Genomic DNA, 25,098 nt, shown 5'->3' with positions numbered 1-25,098 from the left:
GAAAACATGACCAACGCCAACAACACTTCGCTGGAGCAGTACGAAGTCTGGTTCCTTACCGGCAGTCAGCACCTCTACGGCGAGGACGTCCTCAAGCAGGTGGCCGCGCAATCACGGGAGATTGCCGCAGCCCTCAACGGTTCCTCCGACGTCCCTGTCAGGATCGTCTGGAAGCCCGTGCTCACCGACTCGGACGCCATCCGCCGCACCGCCCTGGAAGCGAATTCGGACGACGCCGTGATCGGCGTGACCGCCTGGATGCACACCTTCTCCCCGGCCAAGATGTGGATCCAGGGCCTGGACCTGCTCCGCAAACCCCTCCTGCACCTGCACACCCAGGCGAACGTCGAACTGCCGTGGGCGGACATCGACTTCGACTTCATGAACCTGAACCAGGCCGCGCACGGCGACCGCGAGTTCGGCTACATCCAGTCGCGCCTCGGCGTCCCACGCAAAACCGTTGTCGGACACGTGTCCAACCCTGAGGTGTCCCGCCAAGTCGGCTCCTGGCAGCGGGCTTCTGCGGGCTGGGCCGCCGTCCGCACGTTGAAGCTCACCCGCTTCGGCGACAACATGCGCAACGTCGCCGTCACCGAAGGGGACAAAACGGAGGCGGAACTTCGCTTCGGCGTCTCGGTCAACACCTGGTCCGTCAACGAACTCGCCGACGCCGTGCACGGCGCCCCCGAGGCCGACGTCGATGCCCTCGTCGACGAGTACCAGCGGCTCTACGCCGTCGTCCCCGAGCTCCGGACCGGCGGCGCCCGCCACGAGTCGCTACGCTACAGCGCACGGATCGAGCTGGGGCTGCGCAGCTTCCTGGAGGCCAACGGCTCGGCAGCCTTCACCACCTCCTTCGAGGACCTGGGCGACCTCCGGCAGCTGCCGGGCATGGCCGTTCAGCGGCTCATGGCCGACGGCTACGGCTTCGGCGCCGAGGGCGACTGGAAGACCGCCATCCTGGTTCGGGCAGCCAAGGTCATGGGCGCCGGGCTCCCCGGCGGCGCCTCCCTCATGGAGGACTACACCTACCACCTCGTCCCGGGCCAGGAGAAGATCCTTGGCGCCCACATGCTCGAGGTCTGTCCCTCCCTGACCGTCACAACGCCCCGGGTGGAAATCCATCCGCTTGGCATCGGCGCCAAGGAAGACCCGGTCCGGATGGTCTTCGACACCGACGCCGGGCACGGCGTCGTGGTGGCCCTGTCCGACATGCGCGACCGCTTCCGCCTCGTGGCGAACGCCGTCGACGTCGTGGACCTGGACGAGCCGCTTCCCAACCTGCCGGTGGCCCGCGCACTCTGGTCGCCCAAGCCGGACTTCACCACCTCCGCGGCCGCCTGGCTGACCGCCGGGGCCGCGCATCACACGGTCCTGACCACCGCCGTGGGCATGGACGTCTTCGAGGACTTCGCCGAGATCGCCCGCACAGAGCTGCTGACTATCGACGAAGGCACCACCATCCGCAGCTTCAAGAAGGAACTGGCCTGGAACGCCGCCTACTACAAGCTGGCAAGCGGGCTGTGACCGGGGCCGAATTTGGGCTCCGGCACGAGGAGTACACGGCCGTCGTCGCGGTGCGGGGAGCGGCTGTGCGGGAGCTGCAATTCCGGGGACGGGACCTGATCGTCCCGTTCCCGGCCGGCGGGCCGAACCCCGACTATCGCGGCGTCATCGTCGCGCCCTGGCCGAACCGGATTCCCGAGGGGAAGTACACCTTCAACGGAGCGGACTACCACTTGCCGGTCAACGAGCCCGGCCGGAAGTGCGCCCTGCACGGCTTCACCCCGGAGATGGACTGGGCGCTGGGGGCGAGGACGGATGACTCCGTGGAGCTCTCCTGCGTCATCGAGCCGACACCGGGCTACCCCTTCGCCCTGTCAATCACCGCCAGCTACCGGCTAGACGGTGACGGTCTGCACGTAGCCGTCACCGCAGCGAATACGGGGGAGCGGACGGCGCCCTACGGCGTCTGTCCGCATCCCTACCTTCTGGCAGGACCTGGACCACTGGACGAATGGACTCTGGAAGTCCCCGCCGCGACGTTCCTTGAGGTGGCACCGGAGCGGCTGCTGCCGCTCGCCACCCGGCCCGTTGCGGGACACGCGTACGACTTCCGGGCCGCCCGCGTGATCGGTTCCACGGAAATCGACCATGCCTTCACTGACATTGTTTACGACGGCGACGGGCGGGCATGCGTCGTGGTCCGGGATCCGAGCGGGACTGGCGTCGGCATGGCCTGGGCCCGCAGCTGTGCCTGGGTGCAGCTCTACACCGGGGATGCGGAACCGCCGCTGCGCAGCCGGCTGGGGCTCGCCGTCGAACCGATGACCTGCCCGCCGGACGCCTTCAACACGGGCACGGACCTGGTGTGCCTCGACCCCGCGGCCTCGCACGACGCGGCCTGGAGCATCTTTGCCTGCTGAGCCCCGGACTGCCCGCCGTCGAACCCCGGTGGAGAATATACGCCGAATGTGCGTTGACTCACATGTTTCAAGAAGCTATCTTTGACCATATTGTTAGCGATAACAATCGGTGGCAGTTCCCTTGCCGGCCGAATCCCCGTTCCATTCAGACCTCCGCAATCCTCCCGCTGTTACCGCCCCGCAGGGGGCACAATGACGTGCAGGACTGCGATCAGGAGCAACTTCGCGGACCACGGGTCCGCGGAAGGAGAAAATTGTGAAGATCAGGAAACTCCTGGGCGCCATTGCGGTTGTCCTCGCTGTGACCGCCGGGGCCACCGGCTGCGGCAGCCGGCCCGGCACGGCCGCCCCTTCCGCCAGCGCCGATGCTGCCGGCTCCCTCGTCGGCATCTCGATGCCGACGCAGACGTCGGAACGGTGGATCGCCGACGGCAAGAACGTCTCGGATTCCGTGACGAAGCTAGGCTACAAGGCCGACCTGCAGTACGCCAATGACGACATCCCCACGCAGGTGGCACAGATCGAGAACATGCTCACCAAGGGCGCCAAGGCCCTCATCATTGCCGCCATCGACGGCACCACGCTGACCGATGTCCTCGCCAAGGCGAAAGAACAGAACGTCAAAGTCATCGCCTATGACCGGCTCATCAACGGCACACCGAACGTCGATTTTTACACCACCTTCGACAACTACACGGTGGGCGTGCAGCAGGCCACATCGCTCCTGACCGGCCTAGGCCTCATTGACGCCAGCGGCGCCAAGGTGGAAGGCAAGGGCCCCTTCAATGTCGAGCTCTTCGCCGGCAGCCCGGATGACAACAACGCCAACTTCTTCTGGACCGGCGCCATGGACACCCTCAAGCCGTACCTGGACGCCGGAACCCTGAAGGTACCCAGCGGCCAGACCAAGTTTGAGCAGGCCGCCATCCTGCGCTGGCAGGCCCCCGTGGCCCAGAAGCGTATGGAGGACATCCTCACCGCCGCCTACAGCTCCGGCACCAAGCTCGACGGCGTTCTCTCCCCGTATGACGGACTGTCCATCGGCATCATCTCTGCCCTGACCAGCACCGGCGGCTACGCCAAGGGAAGCCTGCCGGTCGTTACGGGCCAGGACGCCGAAAAGGGCTCGGTGAAGTCCATCACCGCCGGCGAGCAGTACTCCACGATCTTCAAGGACACCCGCCTGCTGGGTGCCCAGGCCGTGAAGATGGTCGACGCCCTCCTGAAGGGCCAGGAGCCCGAGGTCAACGACACCGAGACCTACAACAACAAGGTCAAGGTGGTTCCGGCGTACCTGCTCAAGTCCGTCATCGTCACGAATGAGAACTACAAGAAAGAACTCATCGACTCCGGCTACTACACCGAGGCCGACGTCAAGTAGCCCCACGTTGAAGGGTGGCGGGCCGCCGTCGAGCCCGGGCCGCCACCCTTCCCGTAGACCCCTGCAGCCGCAGGACGTCTCAGGTACTACCAGTCAGTGAGAATTGGCGATGAACACACCCATTCTTCAAATGCGAGGAATCACTAAGACTTTCCCGGGCGTGAAGGCCCTCCAGGACGTCACCCTGCAGGTGAACCGCGGCGAAGTCCACGCCATCTGCGGGGAAAACGGCGCCGGGAAGTCCACCCTGATGAAGGTGCTGTCCGGCGTCTACCCACACAGCTCCTTCGACGGCCAGATCCTCTTCGAAACCGAACCCTGTGAGTTCTCCAGCATCAGCGACAGCGAGAAGCGCGGGATCGTGATTATCCACCAGGAGCTGGCCCTGAGCCCGTACCTTTCCATCGCCGAGAACATCTACCTCGGCAACGAACAAGCCCACCGCGGCTGGGTGGACTGGCGTAAGACCAACCTGGAGGCCGCGAAACTCCTTGCCCGGGTGGGCCTGAGCGAAAACCCGGTAACCCCTGTCCAGCAGATCAGCGTGGGCAAGCAGCAGCTCGTGGAGATCGCCAAGGCGCTCTCGAAGGAGGTCAAGCTCCTCATCCTCGACGAACCGACGGCGGCCCTCAACGACGAGGACTCGGGCCACCTGCTGGACCTGATCCTGCACCTCAAGGGCCAGGGCGTAACCTGCATCATCATCAGCCACAAGCTCAACGAAATACGCAAGATCGCGGACGCCGTCACCATCATCCGCGACGGTAAGACCATCGAAACGCTTCGCCTGGGCGACGGGGAGATCACCCAGGAGCGCATTATCCGCGGCATGGTGGGCCGGGACCTGGAAAGCCTGTATCCGGACCGGGATCCGCAGATCGGCGAGGAAGTCCTGCGGATCGAGGACTGGTCCGTCCGGCACCCGCAGGACCACAGCCGGATGGTGGTCAACAACGCCAGCCTTAACGTCCGCAAGGGGGAAGTGGTGGGACTGGCCGGACTCATGGGTGCCGGCAGGACGGAGCTGGCCATGAGCGTCTTCGGGCGCAGCTACGGCACGGCAACCTCGGGAAAGGTGTTCAAGCACGGCACGGAAATCAACACCGGCACCGTCTCCGCCGCCATCAAGCACGGTATCGCCTACGCCACCGAGGACCGCAAGCTCTACGGCTTGAACCTCATTGAGGACATCAAGCGGAACGTCTCCATGGCCGCGCTCCGCAAGCTGGTCAAGGGCGGCTGGGTGGACAAGAACCAGGAAACCCTCGTCGCCAACAGCTACCGGAAGGACATGAACATCAAGGCACCCTCCGTCGCCGCCATCACGGGCAAACTGTCCGGCGGCAACCAGCAGAAAGTGGTGCTGAGCAAATGGATGTTCTCCGATCCGGATGTGCTGATCCTCGACGAACCCACCCGCGGGATCGACGTCGGCGCGAAGTTTGAGATTTACACGATCATCGCCAAGCTGGCCGCGGAAGGAAAGGCGGTCATTGTGATCTCCTCCGAACTGCCCGAGCTGCTGGGCATCTGCGACAGGATCTACACCCTGTCCGCGGGGCACGTCACCGGCGAGGTCCCGATCGCCGAAGCGTCGCAGGAAACCCTCATGCACTACATGACCAAAGAGAAGGAATAGCGAACATGTCCGCCCTCCGAGAATCCCTGGGCTTCCTGACAAGCCGCCTACGCCAGGTCGGCATCTTTGTCGCCCTGATCCTGATCGTCCTACTGTTCCAGATCCTGACTGACGGAATCCTGCTGCAACCGCAGAACGTCACCAACCTGGTGGTCCAGAACAGCTACATCCTGATCCTCGCCATCGGCATGGTCATGGTCATCATCGCAGGCCACATTGACCTGTCAGTCGGATCGGTCGCCGGGTTCATCGGCGCCGTCGCCGGGGTCATGATCGTGCATTGGGGCTGGGACTGGTGGCTCGCCATCCCCGCCTGCCTGCTGGTCGGTGCACTCGTGGGTGCCTGGCAGGGCTACTGGATTGCGTACGTCGGAATCCCCGCCTTCATCGTCACCCTTGCCGGGATGCTGATTTTCCGCGGCCTGACTCTGATCGTCCTCCAGAACCAGCAGATCACGCCATTCCCGGGCGAACTGCGGGCGCTGGGCGGCGGCTTCCTGCCGGACATTTCCGGCGGCACCTCGGTCCTGGAGTGGCTGACGGTCATCCTCGGAGTCGGCGCCACTTTGGCGTTGGTAATCCAGGCCGTCAAGGAGCGCCGGATCCGCAAGAAGTTTGAACTCGAGAACGAACCGATGGCCTGGTTCGCCACCAAGACCGCGTTCATCGCCCTGCTCATGCTGACCATCACCTTCCTCCTCGCCAGCTACCGCGGGACCCCGATCGTCCTGATCGTGCTGGCGGTCCTGGTGATTGTCTACACGGCACTGATGAATAACAGCGTCTTCGGCCGGCACACCTACGCACTCGGGGGCAATCTCCACGCAGCTGAGCTGTCCGGCATCAAAACCAAGGTCGTCACCTTCCGGCTGTTCGTGAACATGGGCGTCCTTGCCGCACTGGCCGGCCTTGTGTTCACGGCCCGGCTTAACTCCGCTCAGCCGGCCGGCGGCACGGGCTTCGAACTGGACGCCATAGCGGCTGCATTTATCGGCGGCGCCGCAGTCACGGGCGGCATCGGGACGGTGGCAGGGGCCATGATCGGCGGTCTCATCATGGGTGTCCTCAACAACGGCATGTCGATCCTGGGCCTCGGCACCGACTACCAGCAGCTCATCAAGGGACTGGTGCTGCTTCTCGCCGTCGGCTTCGACATCTTCAACAAAAACCGCAGTGGCAAGGGCGGGGACTCGATCATCAAGCGTCTCAAGCTGAAATCCCCGCCCGCGGCGGGCGACGACGCCGGGAAGCCGGCGGATGAGCGCCCGGTCCCGGTAGCGGCCGGTAACTAGCGCAGAATACCCGCAGCCTGTTGCGACCCGGGTTGGCCTCCCTCTATAGCCAACCCGGGTCGCTCACTGCTGTTCGGAAGTTGCGTCGAAGGCTGTGACGGCAGCCCGGCGGGCGGGACGTGGGATCCCGCCCGCAGGCGGCGTCTTAGCCGAAGTCGGCGACGTAGCTGGGCACCCCGACGGCGTCCGTCGAGACCGGCGCGCCGGTGTCGTTGACGACGTGGTCCAGGGTCCCTGCGCCGAGGTTGACGGTCAGCAGGCCGTGAAGCTTCACTCCGGGCGTGACCGGAACTTCGAAACCCCGGGTGGCGTGGATGGTGGGGTCGACGTTGTTGTAGACGTAGCTTCCCCCGCCCCAGAGTTCGTGGGTCTTGACGGAATCGGCGATCTTGTAGCCGGCCCAGCCCAGGACCCCGTCATGCTGCCAGGCTGCCTGGTTGGGCGCGTCGTAGGGGAGTTCGTTCTGGAAGAACACCGTCTTGCCGTGTTCGCCGTTCCAGATGACGTTGTACTCCTGGTAGTGCTCCACGAACAGGCCGGTGGCGGTGACATGGTCGCCGTTGATGATGACGCCGTTCTTACCGGTGTTGGTGGTCCAGCCCACGCCGTTACCGTGGTCCGCCCGCCAGGCCCAGATGTGGTCCAGGAGCACGTTGTCGCTGTTGACTTCGAGGCTGAGCGAGGCCTTGCCAACGTGCGGGCCGCCGATCCGGAAAAACACGTCGTGGAGCGTGGTGGGATTGGCCGGGTCGCTGTGCTTCAGCGAGTTCGAGACTCCGCCGGCTCCGGGCTTCGTGGCCTTCCCGATCCGCATCAGCACGGGCGAGTTCACCTCGCCGGCATCCACCGTGACGGCGGCAATGTCGACGCCGGGAACATCCGCGACCGTCAGCGGCACGGCGCCATTGACGGCGGTCAGGGTGGCCATGCCCAGCCCGAGCACGACGGTGTTCGCCCGCTTGACCTCGATGCTTTGATCGATGTCGTAGACCCCCGGGGTCAGCAGCAGGTTCTTGCCGCGAGCCAGCTGGGAATTGATGGTCTTGACCGAATCGCCGGGCCTGGCCACGAAGAAGTCGGACAGCGGGATGCTGCGGCCCGCCGTCGGGCCGTTTTCCCATGTGGTTCCGGCGGAGTCCTTGCGGACCGCGGGAACGAAGACGTTGTACTGGCCAGCGGCGTCGAGCGTGAGGTACGGCTTCTCCCGGCTGACCGGGGTGCTCGCCAGGTTGGTGTACGGAGGGTTCGGGAAGGACTGCGCCGGGGCACCATCCACACCTGAGAAGACCTGGTTCCAGACCCCATTGGACCAGTCGCCGATGCTGCTGTCACGCACGAAGTACTGCTGCTGGGAGCCGTTGATGACGTTGCCGGTCTTCGAGTCGGAGATGAACCCGCCGCTGGCGTACTGCGGTCCGGCGGTGCAGTAGTCCATCAGGGAGAGGTTGCCGCCGGTGATGTTGACGCGCCGCATGGGGGAGGCCTGGGAGGCGGCCCAGAAGTTGGCCGTACCGCGGCATCCATCGAGGCCCGTGACGTTGATGGTGAGGTTGGACAACGAGCGCCAGAAGTTGTTCAGCGCGATGCAGTTGTCCGCGGTCAGGCACCGGTTGTAGACGTCCACGTGCCCGTTGATGGTGACATCCGTGGGCGAAGCGCCGAGGCCGGCGACCTCCGTTGAGTAGCCCACTTGGACGATGAGGGGCTCCTCGGCACTGCCGTAGGTGCCGGGCTTGAACAGCAGGGAGTACCGCTTGGAGCCCATCTCGTCGTCGACCTGTTCGGCGTGAATGGCGTCGACGGTGGCCTGGATCTCGGCCACCGGCATGCTGGGGTCGAAGATCCGGACGTTGGGACCGAAGTCCGGCGCCGTGTTCGCTTTCGCGGGCTGCGGCTGGGCCGGGGCCGGCTTGGCCGGTGCGGTGGTATCGGCCGCGGATGCGGCACCGGCGCCGGTGGCCAGCACGCCCAGCAGGACGGCGACGCTGCCTGCGAACAGTCGGCTGTGGAGACGCAGAGGCCTCCGGAGACGGGGCTGCGGTGCCCCTGGTCGGAGGCGGAAGGGGGCTAGCGGCATTGCTGGTCCTGCTCTCTGTTGGGGCGGATTTCCCTCCGGCTGCACACGGGGCTGCCGGGGAACTGGAGCCCTGCTCCCTGTGACCGCGAGGTGTGGGAGCGCTCCCGCCGGGAAGCGTAACACCGCATACAGCGGCGGGCAAGGGCTCGAGATGGGCCCGTTTGCCGCTGTTGACAATCCGACGTGATGTAGGACACCATGCTTGTGAGAGCGCTCCCATGATCGATCTGGGAGCGCTCTCATATATCGATTCGGGTCGGCCAGCGCCTCAACCTTCCGGTCCCCACACCCTGACAAAGGAGTCCCCGCGTGAAATTCCCCCGCAAACTTGCCGCCCTGTCGGCGTCTGCCGCCTGCCTCGCACTCGCCCTGAGTGGCTGCGGTGCGGATGCCCCCACGAGCGCCGGGCCCACTGGCGAAACGGGCAAGGAGCCGGTCACCCTCAGCCTCGCGACTTTCAACGAGTTCGGCTACGAGGACCTGCTCAAGGAATACCAGACCCTCAACCCCAACGTGACGATCCAGCACAAAAAGGCCGCCACCACGAACGAAGCGCGCGACAACCTGACCACGCGCCTGGCGGCGGGATCAGGCCTTTCGGACATCGAGGCCATCGAGGTCGACTGGCTGTCCGAGCTCAAGGAGTACCCGGACCAGTTCGTGGATCTGAAGGATCCTGCCGTGGAAGGCCGCTGGCTGGAATGGAAGACGGAGGCAGCCACCACCCAGGACGGGCACCTTATCGGCTACGGCACAGACTCCGGACCCGAGGCCGTCTGCTACAACGCGGCACTGCTTGAAGCCGCAGGCATGCCATCGGACCGCGAATCTGTCGCCAAGATGCTCGGCACTACCTGGGACAGCTACTTCGACGCCGGCAAGAAGTTCGTCGCCGCAGGGACGGGCCCGGCATGGTTCGACTCCGCCGGAGCCATCTACCAGGGCATGAGCAACCAGATGTCGAAGGCCTACGAGAACGAGGACGGCACGGTCATCGCCGCCGACAACCCGGAGGTCAAGGAGGTCTACACCAAGGTCCTCAACGCCTCGACGAAGGACAACCTCTCGGCGCACCTGGGCCAGTGGAGCAATGACTGGGTGGCCGGTTTCCAGTCCCAGAAGTTCGCCACGACCCTCTGCCCCGGCTGGATGCTCGGTGTCATTGAAGGCAATGCCGCCGGTGTCAAGGGCTGGGACGTCGCCAATGTCTTCCCCGGTGGCGGCGGCAACTGGGGCGGTTCCTACCTGACTGTCCCGTCGCAGGGCAAGAACCAGGCTGAGGCCAAGAAGCTCGCAGCCTGGCTGACCGCCCCGGAGCAGCAGATCAAGGCGTTCACCGCCAAGGGCACGTTCCCGAGCCAGGTCGAGGCACTGACCAGTGAGGAGCTGCTGGGCCAGACCAACGCGTTCTTCAACAACGCCCCCACCGGCAAGATCTTCGCGGAGCGTGCCAAGGCAGTCGGCGACTCCCCGTTCAAGGGACCGAAGTTCTTCGCCATCAATGACGCCATGCAGCAGGCTCTTACCCGCGTTGACGTGGACAAGTCGGACGACGCCGAGGCCTCCTGGGCGAAGTTCCTCACGGCTGTGAAGTCGCTCTAGGCCATGTCAGTAACGGACCGGGTCAGGCCCCAAGGCCCATCACTTGACGAGGAAAAACCCGGCAACAGGGACGTCCGGCGGCTCGCGTTTTCGCAGCAGGTGTCGAAGTGGGACGTCAAGCTGTCGCCCTACCTCTACATCTCGCCGTTCTTCCTGCTGTTTGCACTCACGGGACTGTTTCCGCTGCTCTACACAGGCTGGGTGTCACTGCACAACTGGAACCTGATCGGCGGCCAGGGCAAGTTCATCGGTTTCGAGAACTTCGGTTTTGTCCTCGGGCAGCCGTACTTCTGGAACGCGGTGGGCAACACGCTGAGCATCTTCCTGCTCTCCTCCGTGCCGCAGGTGGTGCTGGCGCTGCTGATTGCAGCGGTGCTGGACGCCAACCTGCGGGCCAAGACGTTCTGGCGGATGGGGGTGCTGGTGCCCTTCGTCGTGGCTCCGGTGGCGGTTGGACTCATCTTCAACAACCTGTTTGCCGACCAGTTCGGCCTCGTCAATGAATTCCTTGGCCTCCTGGGCCTCGACCCGGTCCGCTGGCATTCCGACCAGCTCGCCAGCCACCTCGCCATCGCCACGATGGTGAACTTCCGCTGGATCGGCTACAACGCACTGATCTTCCTGGCGGCCATGCAGGCCATCCCGCGCGATGTCTTCGAGGCGGCCACCATCGACGGCGCCGGCCGCGTCCGCCAGTTCCTGTCGGTGACGGTTCCGATGCTCCGGCCCACCGTGATTTTCGTGGCCATTACGTCCACCATCGGCGGGCTGCAGATCTTCGATGAGCCGCGAGTGTTTGACCAGTCCGGCCTCGGCGGCGCCGACCGGCAGTGGCAGACACTGACCATGTACATCTGGGAGCTTGGCTGGGGCCAGCGCAACTTTGGCAGGGCATCCGCGGTGGCGTGGCTGCTGTTCCTGATGATTGTGCTGATCGCCCTCGTGAATTTCCTTCTGACCCGGCGCATCGCCAACCAGGGAGGCCGCAAATGAGCTCCATCCCCATGATCCGACAGACCGCCGGGAAGGGGGCCGCGAAGGCAGCCGCCAACCGCCCCAACCCGCGGGCGGGGCGGCCCCGGAACCGCGGCGGCGCCGGGGACATCCGGCGTCCCGGACCCCTGACCTACGGTGCCCTGGGAGCCGTCCTGCTGGCCTCCCTGTTCCCGCTGTACTGGTCCTTCCTGGTGGGCAGCCACGACAGCACTGCGCTGAGCCGGGGCATCCCGCTCCTTCCGGGCGGGAACTTCCTGGCCAACGCCGCCAAGGTCTTTGACAGCATTCCTTTCTGGAAGGCCATGGGCAACAGCATCCTGGTCTCCACCGTCACGTCCGCCTCCGTGGTGATATTCTCGACCCTCGCCGGATTCGCGTTCGCCAAACTCCGCTTCCGCGGGAGCAAGGGATTGCTGGTCTTCGTGATCGCCACTATGGCGGTACCCACGCAGCTCGGCGTGGTGCCGCTGTTCATTGTCATGGCCAAGCTGGGCTGGACGGGCACCCTCTGGGCCGTCATCATCCCCGGGATTGTCACGGCCTTCGGCGTGTTCTGGATGACCCAGTACCTCCGCGACGCCCTCCCGGATGAACTCATCGAGGCTGTCCGGATGGACGGTGCCTCCATGATCCAGGCTTTCTGGTACGTGGGATTCCCCGCGGCGCGGCCGGCCGCGGCCATGCTGGCGCTCTTCACGTTTGTCGCCACCTGGACCAACTTTTTCTGGCCCTTCATTGTGCTGGACCCCTCAAATCCGACCCTGCCAGTAGCGCTTCAGCTGCTGCAGGCCGCACACTTTGTGGACTACTCGGTGGTGCTGGCCGGTGCCGTACTGGCCACCATCCCGCTGCTGCTGCTCTTCATCGCGGCAGGGCGCCAACTCGTTTCAGGAATTATGCAAGGAGCAGTCAAAGGATGAGCACCACCCCGATTACATTCCCCGAAGGTTTTCTGTGGGGCGCGGCCACCGCTGCCTACCAGATCGAGGGAGCAGCACACACCGGCGGGCGGAAGGACTCGATCTGGGACACCTTCGCCCGGGTCCCGGGCGCCGTAGCCGATGCCCACAACGGCGACGTGGCCTGCGACCACTACCACCGCTCGGGCCAGGACGTCGAGCTGATGAAATCGCTGAACCTCAAGGCGTACCGTTTCTCGACGTCGTGGGCGCGCTGCATGCCCGACGGCAGGACGCCCAACCCCGAGGGGATCGCCTTTTACTCCCGTCTGGTGGATGAGCTCCTTGCTGCGGGCATTACCCCCTGGCTGACGCTGTACCACTGGGACCTGCCGCAGGCGCTGGAGGATGAGGGCGGCTGGGCCAACCGCGAGACGGCCACCCTGTTCGCGGCCTATGCAGCCGTCATGCACGAGGCCCTCGGCGACCGGGTCCGCATCTGGACCACCCTCAATGAACCCTGGTGCTCGGCGTTCCTCGGCTACGCCGCGGGCGTCCACGCCCCCGGCCGGCAGGAACCGGCGGCCGCCCTCGCGGCCGCCCACCACCTCCTCCTGGGCCATGGACTGGCTGCCGCGGAACTGCGCCGGCTGGACCCGCAGGCAAGCCTCGGCATCACCCTGAACCTCACCGTTGCCGATCCGGCCGACCCCAACTCGGCGGAGGACCAGGACGCGGCCCGGCGGATCGACGGGATGCACAACCGCATCTTCCTCGACCCGCTCTTCCGCGGCGAGTACCCCGCGGACGTGCTGGCCGACATTGCCGGCCTCGGCTTCGAGACTGTGGTCCACGACGGTGACCTTGCCATCATCTCGACGCCCTTGGACCTGCTCGGCGTCAACTACTACCAGGGCGAGGCCCTGACCAAGACGGCGGCCCGGGCGGAAAAGGCGGACCAGCCGGAGACCGTGACCACCACGGCGCAGGCGGCGCCTGAATCGGCCGAGCGGCCGGCGCCCACCCCGTTTGTCTCCGCTGACGGCGTGCACTCGGTGCCGCGCGGGCTCCCGGTGACCGGCATGGGCTGGGAGGTTCAGCCCGAGGGCCTGTTACGCCTGCTGACAAGGCTCCAGCGGGAGTACACGGGCCCGGCCGGCATCCCGCTCTACATGACGGAAAACGGCGCCGCCTACCCCGACGTTCCGGACGCCGACGGGTTCGTCAACGACCAGGACCGGCTCGCCTTCTTCGACGTGCACCTGCGCGCGGTGCGGGACGCGATCGACGCCGGAGCGGACGTCCGCGGCTACCTCGCCTGGTCGCTGCTGGACAATTTCGAGTGGGCCTACGGCTACCACCAGCGCTTCGGACTGGTCCGGGTGGACTACGAAACGCTGGAACGCATCCCCAAGGCGAGCGGCCTCTGGTACGCGAAGGTGGCGGCGTCGAACGCCCTGCCGTCCAGCCGGGCGGTTGCGCACGTGGCATGACCGGTGATGTCGTATTCTCAAAGTGATGAACGAACAGATCCACCGGGGTCTCCGGGCCGCACCGGCCAGACCCACCCCCACCCTTGAAGACCTCGCGACGGCGGCTGGAGTGTCCCGCTCCACTGCCTCGCGGGCCATCAACGGCGGGTCCCGGGTCAGCCCGGAGGCCCAGGCGGCGGTTGACGCGGCGGTGCTGTCCCTCGGCTACACGCCGAACCGGGCCGCGCGCAGCCTCGTCACCCGGCGGACCTCGTCCATAGCTTTGGTGATCAACGAACCCGACGCCCGGGTCATGATGGATCCCTTCTTCGCCGCCGTCATCACCGGGGTGACGGAGGCACTGCGCGAGACTGACATGCAGCTGGTCCTGCTGATGTCCCGCGCCGGCGGCGATCCCTCCCGGACGGTCCGCTACCTGCGCGGAGGCCATGTGGACGGCGCCATCGTGGTGTCGCACCACAAGGCGGACGGCTGGACCGAAGAACTCGCCGCCTCGGGCCTGCCCACCGTTTTCATCGGACGGCCGTGGGATGCCGACCTCGGCATCCACTACGTCGACGTGGACAGCTTCCAGGGCGCCCGGCTTGCGGCGCTTCACCTTGCGGCCACCGGGCGCACGCGCCTCGGAACCGTCACCGGGCCGCTGGACATGACGGCCTCGGCGGACCGGCTCGCCGGCTGGCACGCGGGTCTCCGGGAGGCCGGGCTTCCGCCGGGGCCGGTTGCCCACGGTGACTTCACCCCCGCCGGAGGCACCGAGGCAGCCGAACGACTCCTGGCCGAGGACAGCGGACTCGACGGCATTTTCGCCGCCTCAGACCTGATGGCCCGCGGTGCGATCACGGCCGTCCGGGCCTCGGGGCGGTCGGTCCCCGGTGACGTCGCCGTCGTCGGTTTTGACGACCATGTGTCGGCTCCGGGCGAGCTGCCCCTGACCACAATCAACCAGCCCATGGTGGAAATGGCCACCCAGGCGGGGCGTCTCCTCCTTGCTGACATCGAGAACCCGGGTGCAGGCCGGGATCCCGTGATCTACCCCGCGCGGCTTGTGGTGCGGGCCAGCAGCGCCCCGAAAGCAGAATAGGCCAGCGCTTCCCTCGGAGCACGCGCGTCGGACACGGCGCCGGGAGCGCACGCTTCTTCTGTAGATTGGGATCCATGCCGATGAATGCCGCGCTTGAAGGGATCTCCGACGAGGTCCAGGCCACCCACGCCCACACCGGATCGTGGGTGGCCACTGTGTTGCGTTCGCGCATCTCGGCGGGCCAGCTCGCCCCGGGAACGAAACTCTCCGAGCAGAAACTCTCCGAGGTCCTGGGCGTCTCACGGAATACGCTGCGGGAGGCATTCACGGTCCTCGCCGGTGAGTCCGTGGTGCAGCGCATTCCCAACCGCGGCGTGTTCGTCTCGGCGCCCCAGGCCGAGGATGTCCGTGAAATCTACCGGGTCCGCCGGCTGATCGAGCCGGCGGCCGTGCTGTGGGGGGACTACCGGGCTGAGAACCTGGACGCGCTGGACGCCATTATCGACCGGGCACGCGCCGCCCTGGAGGTGGGGTCCGTGACGGATATGGCCGACGCCAATCAAGACCTGCACAAAGCGCTCGTGGCGCTCTCCGGCAGCGCGTCAGTGGCCACCCTGATGGGCAAGGTCCTCGCCCAGATGCGGCTGGTCTTCCATGCCATGGCAACAACATCCGACTTCCACAGCCACTACGTGGAACGCAACGCCGCCCTGGTGGAACAGCTGAGGGCCGGCCACAGGGAAGAGGCCGCGGCAGAGTTGCGCCGGTACCTGGACGCCGCAGAGCACGAACTGCTGGTGCACATCGGTGCGCTACCGCGGATCTGAAGCTACGGAACCTGGTAGGACGTATCGCGCGCATCCGTGATGAGCATGTGCCCCGGGGCGTGACCGATGGCCAGCGCCGGCCTTGACTCCATGACGGCCGCCTGCGGTGTCACCCCGCACGCCCAGAAGACAGGGATGTGCCCGTCCGGGATCCGGACCGGGTCGCCGAAGTCCGGCCGGCCCAGATCCGCGATGCCCAGCTCGGCGGGGTTGCCCACGTGGACCGGGGCGCCGTGCACGGCCGGATAGCGGGAGGTGATGCGGACGGCGTCGGCCACCCGGGAGGCCGGAATGGGGCGCATGGAGACCACCAGGGGGCCCGCCATTTGCCCCGCCGGTTCGCAGCGGACGGACGTACGGTACATGGGAACGTTCACTCCCTGGTCGATATGGGCCACCCGGATGCCGTTGTCCTGGAGGGCGGACTCGAAGGTGAAGCTGCAGCCCACAATGAACGTCACGAGGTCATCGCGCCAGTGGTCCGAAATGTCGGTTGGTTCGTCCACTTTCCCGCCGTCCCGGTACACAACGTACTTCGGCACGTCGGTGCGGATATCGCCTCCGGCCAGTAATGGCCCGGAGGTTTCCCCGGCATCCAGCACGCCCAGGACAGGGCAGGACTTGGGGTTGCGCTGCGCGAACAGCAGAACGTCGAAGGCCTGCGCCTTGGGCACGATGATCAGGTTGGCCTGCGCGTAGCCGCTGCTCCAGCCGGAGGTGGGCGTTGCAAGACCACCGCGGAACAGGGCCCTCGCCTCGGCTGGCAGAAGCCCTGCCGGGTTTGCGGGACGGCCGTCGGCGGACGGCAGGTTCTCCTGGGGCAAAGTCATCGGTTCTAGGCCCACAGTTTGGCCAGGCTGGTCAGCGAGCTGTACCCGAGGAACAAGGTCAGCAGCCAGGCCACAATGCCAATGACGAGCAGGCCCTTGGGGTAGACGTAGCCCTGCATGAGGTCCCGGCGGCGCCAGGCCACCCACAGCAGCACACCGAACCCAACAGGGAGGATGAGGCCGTTGAAGGCGCCCGCGAAGATGAGGAGTTGCTGCGGGGCCTGGCCGATCAGCAGGTAGGCCGTTGTGCAGAACGCGATGAAGCCGACGGTGATCAGGTTGCGGGTGCGGTCTTTGGTGCTGGACTTCGTCACGAAGGAAACCGAGGTATACGCCGCGCCGATCACGGAGGTGATGGAAGCAGCCCACAGGATGACCCCGAAGACCCGCATGCCGATATCTCCCGCCGCAGCCTGGAATGCCGACGCGGCCAGGTTATCGCCGGTCAGGGCCACGCCGCCGGCGACGACACCAAAGATGGCCAGGAACAGCAGGATGCGCATGACGCAGGTGACCAGGATCCCCACTATGGAGCTCTGCGTGATCTGTTTGACGTTTTCCACGCCGGTGACGCCGGTGTCCAGCATGCGGTGGGCACCCGCGTACGTGATGTAACCGCCGATCGTTCCGCCGATGAGGGTGGTGATGACCAGGAAGTCAATCTCCTCCGGCATCACCGTGTTCTTGAGGGCCTCACCCAGCGGCGGGGCGGAAACCACAGCAACGTAGAGCGTCATCAGGATCATCAGGGCACCGAGGATCACCACGATCCGGTCGAGGGCCACCCCCGCCCGCTTGCTGAGGAAGATGAGGATGGCCAGGACGGCGGAGATGGCCCCGCCGAGTTTGGGATCCATCCCCATCATGGCGTTGGTGCCGAGCCCGGTTCCGGCGACATTGCCAATGTTGAAGACGATGCCACCCAGGAAAACGAGCCCGGCAAGGAACCAGCCGACGCCGGGGAGGACCTTGTTGCCGAGCTCCTGGGCCCGCAGGCCGGAGACGCCGATGATCCGCCAGACGTTGGCCTGCACGGCGATGTCGACCAGGATGGAGACCAGGATCGCGAACGCGAAGGCGGCGCCGAGCTGGACGGTGAAGGCCGTTGTCTGGGTGATGAACCCCGGGCCGATGGCGCTGGTGGCCATGAGGAACATGGCGCCCAGCAGGGCGGAACGCCGGGCAGCCGGCTTGAGGCCGGCCTTGACGGTGGTGGTTTCCATGGGGGTCCCAACAGTTGGGTGACTTGCGTCACAACGATTGTTTCCACCCACTGTACAGACTGTTGAACAATCTGCGCAAGGAATTGTTCAACAATCGGTGAGGGTTGCGGCCGCTCCCGTCGACGCCGGCGGACGCTGCGGCGCCGAAATGCTGCGCTTCGCTCAGTCCCCGTGGACGGCGCTCTGCTTCTGCTCCGAGCGGTTCAGGTAGGCCAGCAGCAGATCAGCGGCGCGCTCCAGCTGCCCGGCCTCCAGGGCTTCGCAGATTGCCTCGTTGTCGTCGAGGTAGCCGCGGTAGAAGTGGGCATCCACGGTGGCCTTATGGAAAAACAGCCGCATCTCCGCCAGCACCTGGCCCATGATTGTGTTGAGGCGCCGGCTCTCGGCCAGCGCCACGATCGCCCCATGGAAATGCTGGTTGGCGGTGCCCAGCGCCTCCTCGTCGTCGGCGGCCGCCGCGGCCCTGCCCTCCTCCACGGCCGCGCGGACCGCCGCCACGCGCTCCGGGCTTCCGCCGCCCCGAAGGGCGCTCACCTCGATGAACCGGCGCACGGTGTAGACGTCATGGATGTCACCGGGCCCCAGGCTCGCCACGAATACGCCCCGGTTGGGATGCCGGACCACCAGCCGCTCGGCGGCGAGTTCGGCAAAGGCCTCGCGGACGGTGTTGCGGGAAACGCCCAGCTCCTCGGAGATGGTTGACTCGGTCAGCCGTGCGCCCGGCAGCAGCAGCCCTTCCGCCAGTTGAAGCCGCAGTTCCGCCGCCACCCGGTCCGCCACCGAGGGGACGGCCACCCGCAGCCTGGCCGCCGGTCCCAGGGCCGCACCAGCTTCGCCGGCAGGCTGCCTGCCCCCCGTGGGGGCCGAGCCGGGAATGCCACGGAATCCTGATTCAGCGCTCGTCATACGTGAAATTTACACGACCGCCACATCGTGGAATCTAGGAATTGTTGAACAATCCGAGGATTTGATGCATCCTTGATAGAGGGAATCAATGAGACGAGGATCACAGATGGCAACCATCGACCTAAACAGCGACGTCGGCGAGTCCTACGGACGCTGGAGCCTGGGCGACGACACGGCGATGTTCCGTTCGGTTTCAAGCGCGAATGTCGCCTGCGGGTTCCATGCCGGCGACCCCAGCGTGATCCGGAGGACCTGCCGCGAGGCGGTGGCCGCCGGCGTCGTGATCGGCGCCCATGTGGGCTACCGCGACCTCGCAGGTTTCGGCCGCCGCTTCCTGGACATCGACCCGATCGAACTCGCGGACGACGTCGTCTACCAGATCGGCGCGCTGCAGGCCCTCGCCGCCGCGGAAGGCGGAAAGGTCACCTACGTCAAGCCGCACGGCGGCCTGTACAACGCGATTGTGGCGCACACCGCGCAGGCGAAAGCCGTGGTCGACGCCGTAAAATCCGTCGACCCGAACCTTCCCATCCTGGGCCTGCCGGGCTCCGAGGTGCTCCGCCTGGCCGAGGCCGCGGGCCTTCGTGCCGTGACCGAAGCCTTCGCGGACCGGGCCTACAACCCGGACGGCACCCTGGTGTCCCGCACGCTGCCCGGAGCCGTCTTGCACGACCATGCGGAGGTCACTGAGCATGTCCTCCGGATGGCCTCCGATTCCGCTGTCCGCACGATTGACGGCTCCATCCTGAAGATCCGTGCAGAGAGCATCTGCGTGCACGGCGACTCCCCGGGGGCCGTGACCATGGCCGCGGCAGTCCGGGAGGCCCTGACGGCCGCCGGCATCGGCATGGCCGCATTCGCCCACGACTAAGCGGCGCGGATCCAGACCAAAGGCACCGGCAACGATGAAGGCAGCTGATGATTGAGACAGCGGGGGACACCCTGGCACTACAGAACGCGGCAGTTTCCAAGGTGGGCTCCGTGCGGGCGGTGGGAACCCGGGCGGTGCTCGCCGAGCTCTCCGGAACCCAGGACGTGCTGGCCCTCCAGGCGCTGCTCCTGGAACACCCCCTGCCGGGGCAGCTGGACGTCCTCGCCGCGGCCGAGACGGTGCTGATCACGGCCGACTCACCGGCTGCCGCCCGGCGGATGGCCGCCCGTCTGCTCCAGCTCGACCTCACCGCCCCCGTGCAGCGGGACGGCGAACTGGTGCTCATCGACACCGTGTACGACGGCGAGGACCTGGCCGAGGTGGGGCAGCTGACCGGCCTGGGACCCGACGGCGTGATCGCCGCCCACACCGGCCAGATCTGGACCGTTGCCTTCGCCGGCTTCGCCCCCGGATTCGGCTACATGCTGGGGGAGAACCAGGACCTTGAGGTGCCGCGGCGCAGCTCCCCGCGCACCGCGGTCCCCGCCGGTTCGGTGGCGCTGGCCGGAAACTACTCGGCCGTGTACCCGCGCCGCTCGCCCGGCGGATGGCAGCTGATCGGCCGCACCGGAGCCAGGATGTGGGACCTGGACCGGGAACAGCCCGCCCTGGCCGCCCCCGGCCACCGGGTCCGGTTCCGCGCCGTCCGGGAGCTTGTCACGCTGACGCCGGAGAGCCCTGCCCAGGACCGCACTGCCCCGCCACCTGCTACGGAGGTGGCGTCCGGCCTGCGGATCGTTTCCCCCGGCCTGCAGAGCCTGATCCAGGACCTGGGCCGCTACGGCCACTCCGGCCTGGGCGTCTCCGCGGCCGGCGCTCTGGACCGCGCCTCGCTGCGCCGCGCCAACCGCCTGGTCGGGAACGCGCCGTCGGCCGCCGCGGTGGAAACCGTCGCCGGCGGCCTGTCGGTGCAGGCCGTCGGGGACCAGGTCCTCGCCGTCACCGGGGCTCCCGCAGAGCTGACCATCGAGACGCCGTCCGAGGACGACTTCGAACCAGCATGGCGCACCGTTCCCATGGCCACCCCCTTCGCGCTGCTCGACGGCGAAACCCTCGCCATCGGGGCACCGCAGAGCGGCTTCCGCAGCTACCTCGCCGTCCGCGGCGGCGTGGACACCGCCCCGGTGCTCGGCAGCCGCTCCACGGACACCATGTCCGGGATCGGCCCCGCTCCGCTGGCCGGCGGCCAGCTCCTCGCCGCCGGCGGGGAAGCCGAGTCCGGCGTCGTGGGACACCCCGAACTCCAGCCGGACTTCCCGGACACCGGCGTCACCGTGCTCGACGTCGTCCCCGGACCCCGCGCCGACTGGTTCGATGCCGGGGCGCTGGCGTCCTTCTGCGGCCAGGACTGGGAAGTGAAACCGCAGTCCAACCGCGTGGGGATGCGCCTGCAGGGAACCCCGCTGCAGCGCACCCGCCAGGGCGAACTCGCCAGCGAAGGCACCGTCGCCGGCGCCCTGCAGGTTCCGCCGGAAGGACTTCCCGTGCTGTTCCTGGCCGACCACCCGATCACCGGCGGCTACCCGGTGATCGCCGTCGTGGTCGACTCCCAGCTGGACCGCGCCGCCCAGGTCCCGATCGGCGGCAAAATCCGCTTCCGCTGGGCCGCAAGCCCCATCACCGAGAACACCACCCCCGAACAAGAAGCGAGTAACTGATGCGCAAGGTCCTGATCGCCAACCGCGGAGAAATCGCCGTCCGGATCGCCCAGGCCTGCGACGACGCGCAGCTGGCCTCCGTCGCCGTCTACGCGGACATCGACGCCGACGCCCTGCACGTCTCCGCCGCGGACGAGGCCTACGCCCTGGGCGGCAACGCGCCCGCGGACACCTACCTGAACATCCCCAAGCTGCTCGCCGCCGCGGCCGGCTCCGGCGCCGACGCCCTCCACCCCGGCTACGGCTTCCTGTCCGAGAACGCCGAATTCGCCCAGGCCGTCCTCGACGCCGGACTCACCTGGATCGGCCCCACCCCCGACGCCATCCGGCTGCTCGGCAACAAAATCACCGCCCGCGAGACCGCCGTCCGGGCCGGCGCCCCGCTGGTCGCCGGCAGTGACGGCCCGGTGGAATCCGCCGCCGAGGCCCGCGCCTTCGCCGAACAGCACGGTCTGCCGATCGCCATCAAGGCGGCCTTCGGCGGCGGCGGCCGCGGCATGAAGGTGGTCCGGGCCCTGGACGAGGTCGAGGAAGCCTTCGACTCCGCCGTCCGCGAGGCCGTCGCCGCCTTCGGCCGCGGTGAATGCTTCGTGGAGCGCTACCTCGACCGGCCGCGGCACGTCGAAGCGCAGGTCCTCGCGGACACACACGGCAACGTCGTCGTCGTCGGAACCCGCGACTGCTCGCTCCAGCGCCGGCACCAGAAACTCGTGGAGGAGGCACCCGCGCCGTTCCTCAGCGACGACCAGACCCGCCAGATCTACGACGCCGCCAAGGCCGTCTGCCGCGAAGCCGGCTACTCCGGCGCCGGAACGGTGGAATTCCTGGTCGCCGCGGACGGCACCGTGGCGTTCCTTGAGGTCAACACCCGGCTGCAGGTGGAGCACCCCATCACCGAGGAAACCACCGGGATCGACCTCGTGCAGGAACAATTCCGCATCGCCGCGGGGGAGCCGCTGCGCATCACGGCGGACCCGGCGCCGCGCGGGCACTCCTTCGAATTCCGGCTCAACGCCGAGGACGTGGGGCGCGGCTTCCTGCCCTCGCCGGGCACGGTTGACGAGTTCCACGGCCCAACCGGCCCCGGCATCCGGCTGGACACCGGCGTCCGCTCCGGGTCCTTCGTTCCGCCGCAGTTCGATTCCCTGCTGGCGAAACTGATCGTCACCGGCGCGGACCGGCAGCAGGCCCTGCGCCGCGCCCGCCGCGCCCTCGCCGAAATCAGCATCACCGGCGTGGCCACCGTGCTCCCGTTCCACCGCGCCGTGCTCGAATCCCCGGACTTCACCTCCGAAGCCGGCCTCGGCATCCACACCCGCTGGATCGAAACCGACTTCGCCGACACCATCTCCGCCGACCCGGACTTCAGCACCACCGCGCCCGACGGCGAACGGCGCACCATCACCGTCGAGGTGGACGGCCGCCGGATGGCCGTCGGGCTGCCCGCGGACCTGCTGGACGGCTGGGCCCGCTCCGGCGGTCCCGTCCCCGCGGGAGTCTCCGTGGACGGATCCCTTGATGGTGCAGCGTCCGACGGCGGTGCCGCCGCCGCGGATCCGGGGGAGCTGCGCGCCGGCATGGCCGGAACCGTGGTGAAGTGGCTCGTCACACCGGGAGCCGCAGTCTCCGCGGGGGATCCCGTCGTCGTGCTGGAAGCGATGAAAATGGAAACTCAGGTCTCCGCCCACCGCGACGGGACCGTGACGGGCCTCCGCGCGGAGGCCGGCGGTGTTGTTACTGCTGGAGCGGTGCTGGCCCTGATTGGGTAGCCGCTGACGGCTGGGCCGGCTGCGACTCCGACTCGTGGGTCGCGGCCCAGCTGGCCAGCAGCCGCAAGGCGTCGCCGGTGGGCGAACCGGGCTCGGCCGTATAGACCAGCAGTGACAGCCCGGCGTCGGCCGAAAGGTCCAGGGATTCGTACATGAGGTGGAGGTCCCCCACCACGGGGTGCCGAAAGTGCTTGCGGCCGGTGTGGTGCAGGCGCACGTTGTGGGCCGCCCACCGGGTCCGGAACTCCTCACTGCGGGTGGACAGTTCCCCCACAAGGTCGGTGAGGCCGCGGTCGTAGGGATCACGGCCGGCCTCGGTGCGCAGGATCGCCACCGTGTCATTCGCGGCGCGCTCCCAGTCCGGGTAGAAGCCGCGGGAACGGTCGTCCAGGAAGAGGAACCGCGCAAAGTTGGCCGGCCGGGCGGGGCCTCCGTACATCTCGGAGTACATGGCGCGGCCGAGCTGGTTGGCGGCGAGGACGTCCAGGCGCCCGTTGCGCACGAACGCCGGGGCGTTGGTGATCGCGTCGAGCATCAGCTGCACGCTCGCCCGGACGGGCTGGACAGCGGGGCGGCGGCGCTGCGGCTTGCGGGTGGTGCTGGCGGCCCGGGCCAGGTCGAACAGGTGCGCCCGCTCCGCCTCGTCCAGCTGCAGCGCCTGCGCGAGGGCTTCCAGGACTCCCTCGGACACTCCGGAGAGGTTTCCGCGTTCCAGCCGGGTGTAATACTCGACACTGACCCCGGCCAGCATGGCCACTTCCCCGCGCCGCAGTCCGGGGACGCGGCGGTTGCCGCCGTAAACCGGCAGACCCGCCTGCTCCGGGGTGATTTTCGCCCGCCGCGTAGCCAGGAAGTCCCGCGTCTCACTCTGATTGTCCATGCCTTCAACGGTAGAGCGTGCGGCGCCGTAAGGGAGTCCCTGCCAGTACCCCTCACAGCAGGGCCTCCCTCCCGGCAGCCCGGTGGTGTTTGATGGATAGTGCCCCCCGAAGACGTCCGGGCCGAAAGGCCGCACCTGACCCGTGCCGGACGCCGGGGACCCCCCAAACCATCCACAAGCAGGAGATCCATGCTGACCGTTAACGCTTACGCCGCCACTTCCGCGACGGAACCCCTCGTTCCCACCACCATCGAGCGCCGGGACGTCGGCCCGCACGACGTCCTGATCGACATCAAGTTCGCCGGCATCTGCCACTCGGACATCCACACCGTCCGGGGCGACTGGGGCCCGCAGCAGTACCCCCTGGCACCGGGCCACGAAATCGCCGGGATCGTCACCGAGGTCGGTTCGGCCGTCACCAAGCACGCCGTCGGCGACCGCGTCGGCGTCGGCTGCATGGTCAACTCCTGCCGCGAGTGCGCCAACTGCCTGAAGGGCGAGGAGCAGTACTGCCTCGCAGGGAACACGGGCACCTACGGCGCCTTGGACCGCGACGGGACCATCACCCAGGGCGGCTACACCACCCATGTGGTGGTGACCGAGGACTTCGTCGTCCGGATCCCGGAGGGCATCGAGCTCGACGTCGCCGCGCCGCTGCTCTGCGCCGGCATCACCACCTACTCGCCGCTGCGCCACTGGGGCGCAGGACCCGGCAAGAAGGTCGCTGTCGTCGGGCTCGGCGGGCTGGGACACATGGCCGTCAAGATCGCGCACGCCATGGGCGCCGAGGTCACCGTCCTTTCGCAGTCACTGAAGAAGCAGGAAGACGGCCTGAAACTTGGCGCGGACCACTACTACGCCACCAGCGACGAGAACACCTTCGCGGACCTCGCGGGCTCCTTCGACCTGATCATCAACACCGTCAGCGCCTCGATCGACATCAGCTCCTACCTGCAGCTGCTGACCCTCGACGGCGCACTGGTGAACGTGGGCGCCCCGGCGGAACCGCTGCCCGTGAACGCGTTCGCCCTGATCATGGGACGCCGGTCCTTCGCCGGATCCATGATCGGCGGCATCCGGGAAACGCAGGAAATGCTCGACTTCTGCGCCGAGCACCAGCTCGGCGCCGAGATCGAGGTCATCCCGGCCGGGAAGATCAACGACGCCTACGAGCGCGTGCTCGCCTCCGACGTGCGGTACCGCTTCGTGATTGACACGTCCACGCTGTAATTCCGGCGACAAGGG

The 25,098-nt window shown here is 67.2% G+C and carries 20 protein-coding genes; 15 read left to right on the top strand and 5 right to left on the bottom strand.

Going from position 1 to position 25,098, the window contains the following annotated elements:
* Window positions 1-6: 6 nt before the first annotated feature.
* The 5 genes from araA to mmsB all read left to right on the top strand — a co-directional run bounded on the left by araA (window position 7) and on the right by mmsB (window position 6,738).
* The gene (araA, locus tag FS787_RS10075) at window positions 7-1,527 is read left to right on the top strand and encodes an L-arabinose isomerase (RefSeq protein ID WP_144672292.1); all 1,521 of its coding nucleotides are present in this window, start codon (window positions 7-9) and stop codon (window positions 1,525-1,527) included.
* Window positions 1,524-2,426 carry an aldose 1-epimerase family protein gene (locus tag FS787_RS10070; RefSeq protein ID WP_144672291.1) on the top strand — a complete coding sequence of 301 codons (903 nt, stop codon included), beginning with the start codon at window positions 1,524-1,526 and terminating at the stop codon, window positions 2,424-2,426. The genes araA and FS787_RS10070 overlap by 4 nt, the downstream gene beginning before the upstream one ends.
* Before the next feature lie 256 nt (window positions 2,427-2,682).
* Complete coding sequence (gene chvE, locus FS787_RS10065) at window positions 2,683-3,807, top strand: multiple monosaccharide ABC transporter substrate-binding protein (protein WP_144672290.1); 1,125 nt, start codon at window positions 2,683-2,685, stop codon at window positions 3,805-3,807.
* 109 nt (window positions 3,808-3,916) lie between these two features.
* Complete coding sequence (gene mmsA, locus FS787_RS10060; RefSeq protein ID WP_144672289.1) at window positions 3,917-5,446, top strand: multiple monosaccharide ABC transporter ATP-binding protein; 1,530 nt, start codon at window positions 3,917-3,919, stop codon at window positions 5,444-5,446.
* Window positions 5,447-5,451: 5 nt separating this feature from the next.
* Window positions 5,452-6,738: a multiple monosaccharide ABC transporter permease gene (mmsB, locus tag FS787_RS10055; RefSeq protein WP_144672288.1), complete on the top strand. Its 1,287-nt coding sequence runs from the start codon at window positions 5,452-5,454 to the stop codon at window positions 6,736-6,738.
* 145 nt (window positions 6,739-6,883) lie between these two features.
* Here the strand turns inward: mmsB and FS787_RS10050 are convergent, their stop codons facing one another.
* Window positions 6,884-8,815 carry an adenylyl cyclase gene (locus FS787_RS10050; RefSeq protein WP_260982496.1) on the bottom strand — a complete coding sequence of 644 codons (1,932 nt, stop codon included), beginning with the start codon at window positions 8,813-8,815 and terminating at the stop codon, window positions 6,884-6,886.
* A 309-nt stretch (window positions 8,816-9,124) separates the two neighbouring features.
* Between FS787_RS10050 and FS787_RS10045 the strand changes: the two genes are divergently transcribed.
* From FS787_RS10045 to FS787_RS10020, 6 genes are all read left to right on the top strand, one after another.
* Entirely contained in the window at window positions 9,125-10,417 is a 1,293-nt protein-coding gene (locus FS787_RS10045; protein ID WP_144672287.1) for an ABC transporter substrate-binding protein, read from the top strand.
* Between the two features lie 3 nt (window positions 10,418-10,420).
* A complete protein-coding gene (locus FS787_RS10040) occupies window positions 10,421-11,410 on the top strand; it encodes a carbohydrate ABC transporter permease (protein ID WP_144672286.1) in 990 nt (329 codons plus the stop codon).
* On the top strand, window positions 11,407-12,333 hold the full coding sequence (locus FS787_RS10035; RefSeq protein WP_144672285.1) for a carbohydrate ABC transporter permease: 927 nt from the start codon (window positions 11,407-11,409) through the stop codon (window positions 12,331-12,333). The genes FS787_RS10040 and FS787_RS10035 overlap by 4 nt, the downstream gene beginning before the upstream one ends.
* Window positions 12,330-13,805 carry a glycoside hydrolase family 1 protein gene (locus tag FS787_RS10030; RefSeq protein WP_144672284.1) on the top strand — a complete coding sequence of 492 codons (1,476 nt, stop codon included), beginning with the start codon at window positions 12,330-12,332 and terminating at the stop codon, window positions 13,803-13,805. Before FS787_RS10035 ends, FS787_RS10030 begins: the two co-directional genes overlap by 4 nt.
* A 25-nt stretch (window positions 13,806-13,830) precedes the next feature.
* Window positions 13,831-14,889, top strand: coding sequence for a LacI family DNA-binding transcriptional regulator (locus tag FS787_RS10025; protein ID WP_144672283.1), 1,059 nt, complete (start codon window positions 13,831-13,833; stop codon window positions 14,887-14,889).
* 74 nt (window positions 14,890-14,963) lie between these two features.
* Window positions 14,964-15,656 (top strand): GntR family transcriptional regulator, encoded by a 693-nt coding sequence (locus FS787_RS10020; RefSeq protein ID WP_144672282.1) that lies wholly within the window; start codon window positions 14,964-14,966, stop codon window positions 15,654-15,656.
* Window positions 15,657-15,658: 2 nt separating this feature from the next.
* Here the strand turns inward: FS787_RS10020 and FS787_RS10015 are convergent, their stop codons facing one another.
* From FS787_RS10015 to FS787_RS10005, 3 genes are all read right to left on the bottom strand, one after another.
* Window positions 15,659-16,486 carry a putative hydro-lyase gene (locus tag FS787_RS10015; RefSeq protein WP_144672281.1) on the bottom strand — a complete coding sequence of 276 codons (828 nt, stop codon included), beginning with the start codon at window positions 16,484-16,486 and terminating at the stop codon, window positions 15,659-15,661.
* Window positions 16,487-16,491: 5 nt separating this feature from the next.
* Complete coding sequence (locus FS787_RS10010) at window positions 16,492-17,709, bottom strand: NRAMP family divalent metal transporter (RefSeq protein ID WP_260982495.1); 1,218 nt, start codon at window positions 17,707-17,709, stop codon at window positions 16,492-16,494.
* A 162-nt stretch (window positions 17,710-17,871) separates the two neighbouring features.
* Entirely contained in the window at window positions 17,872-18,615 is a 744-nt protein-coding gene (locus FS787_RS10005) for a GntR family transcriptional regulator (RefSeq protein ID WP_144672280.1), read from the bottom strand.
* Between the two features lie 106 nt (window positions 18,616-18,721).
* Here FS787_RS10005 and FS787_RS10000 point away from each other — a divergent pair, with 106 nt between their 5' ends.
* The 3 genes from FS787_RS10000 to FS787_RS09990 are packed head-to-tail and all read left to right on the top strand — an operon-like array spanning window position 18,722 to window position 22,973.
* A complete protein-coding gene (locus FS787_RS10000) occupies window positions 18,722-19,486 on the top strand; it encodes a LamB/YcsF family protein (protein WP_144672279.1) in 765 nt (254 codons plus the stop codon).
* Between the two features lie 47 nt (window positions 19,487-19,533).
* The gene (locus FS787_RS09995; protein WP_144672278.1) at window positions 19,534-21,204 is read left to right on the top strand and encodes a 5-oxoprolinase/urea amidolyase family protein; all 1,671 of its coding nucleotides are present in this window, start codon (window positions 19,534-19,536) and stop codon (window positions 21,202-21,204) included.
* Entirely contained in the window at window positions 21,204-22,973 is a 1,770-nt protein-coding gene (locus FS787_RS09990; protein WP_144672277.1) for a biotin carboxylase N-terminal domain-containing protein, read from the top strand. Before FS787_RS09995 ends, FS787_RS09990 begins: the two co-directional genes overlap by 1 nt.
* On the opposite strand, the gene FS787_RS09985 is transcribed toward FS787_RS09990, so the two are convergent.
* On the bottom strand, window positions 22,939-23,853 hold the full coding sequence (locus FS787_RS09985) for a helix-turn-helix transcriptional regulator (RefSeq protein WP_144672276.1): 915 nt from the start codon (window positions 23,851-23,853) through the stop codon (window positions 22,939-22,941). The genes FS787_RS09990 and FS787_RS09985 overlap by 35 nt on opposite strands.
* A gap of 189 nt (window positions 23,854-24,042) precedes the next feature.
* On the opposite strand from FS787_RS09985, the gene FS787_RS09980 reads away from it, so the two are divergent.
* Complete coding sequence (locus tag FS787_RS09980; protein ID WP_144672275.1) at window positions 24,043-25,083, top strand: NAD(P)-dependent alcohol dehydrogenase; 1,041 nt, start codon at window positions 24,043-24,045, stop codon at window positions 25,081-25,083.
* The last annotated feature ends 15 nt before the right edge of the window (window positions 25,084-25,098 follow it).

Source organism: Arthrobacter sp. U41 (assembly GCF_007679325.1).
GTDB lineage: Bacteria > Actinomycetota > Actinomycetes > Actinomycetales > Micrococcaceae > Arthrobacter.
Note: the sequence above shows the minus strand (reverse complement) of the source record. Positions and strands in the feature narration are given on the sequence as shown.

Bases quoted from the DNA above. Each gene is read 5' to 3' on its own strand.
- araA (WP_144672292.1), top strand. From the start codon at position 7: ATGACCAACGCCAACAACACTTCGCTGGAGCAGTACGAAGTCTGGTTC.
- mmsA (WP_144672289.1), top strand. From the start codon at position 3,917: ATGAACACACCCATTCTTCAAATGCGAGGAATCACTAAGACTTTCCCG.
- mmsB (WP_144672288.1), top strand. From the start codon at position 5,452: ATGTCCGCCCTCCGAGAATCCCTGGGCTTCCTGACAAGCCGCCTACGC.
- FS787_RS10050 (WP_260982496.1), bottom strand. From the start codon at position 8,815: ATGCCGCTAGCCCCCTTCCGCCTCCGACCAGGGGCACCGCAGCCCCGT.
- FS787_RS10040 (WP_144672286.1), top strand. From the start codon at position 10,421: ATGTCAGTAACGGACCGGGTCAGGCCCCAAGGCCCATCACTTGACGAG.
- FS787_RS10035 (WP_144672285.1), top strand. From the start codon at position 11,407: ATGAGCTCCATCCCCATGATCCGACAGACCGCCGGGAAGGGGGCCGCG.
- FS787_RS10030 (WP_144672284.1), top strand. From the start codon at position 12,330: ATGAGCACCACCCCGATTACATTCCCCGAAGGTTTTCTGTGGGGCGCG.
- FS787_RS10025 (WP_144672283.1), top strand. From the start codon at position 13,831: ATGAACGAACAGATCCACCGGGGTCTCCGGGCCGCACCGGCCAGACCC.
- FS787_RS10020 (WP_144672282.1), top strand. From the start codon at position 14,964: ATGCCGATGAATGCCGCGCTTGAAGGGATCTCCGACGAGGTCCAGGCC.
- FS787_RS10015 (WP_144672281.1), bottom strand. From the start codon at position 16,486: ATGACTTTGCCCCAGGAGAACCTGCCGTCCGCCGACGGCCGTCCCGCA.
- FS787_RS10010 (WP_260982495.1), bottom strand. From the start codon at position 17,709: ATGGAAACCACCACCGTCAAGGCCGGCCTCAAGCCGGCTGCCCGGCGT.
- FS787_RS10005 (WP_144672280.1), bottom strand. From the start codon at position 18,615: ATGACGAGCGCTGAATCAGGATTCCGTGGCATTCCCGGCTCGGCCCCC.
- FS787_RS10000 (WP_144672279.1), top strand. From the start codon at position 18,722: ATGGCAACCATCGACCTAAACAGCGACGTCGGCGAGTCCTACGGACGC.
- FS787_RS09995 (WP_144672278.1), top strand. From the start codon at position 19,534: ATGATTGAGACAGCGGGGGACACCCTGGCACTACAGAACGCGGCAGTT.
- FS787_RS09990 (WP_144672277.1), top strand. From the start codon at position 21,204: ATGCGCAAGGTCCTGATCGCCAACCGCGGAGAAATCGCCGTCCGGATC.
- FS787_RS09985 (WP_144672276.1), bottom strand. From the start codon at position 23,853: ATGGACAATCAGAGTGAGACGCGGGACTTCCTGGCTACGCGGCGGGCG.
- FS787_RS09980 (WP_144672275.1), top strand. From the start codon at position 24,043: ATGCTGACCGTTAACGCTTACGCCGCCACTTCCGCGACGGAACCCCTC.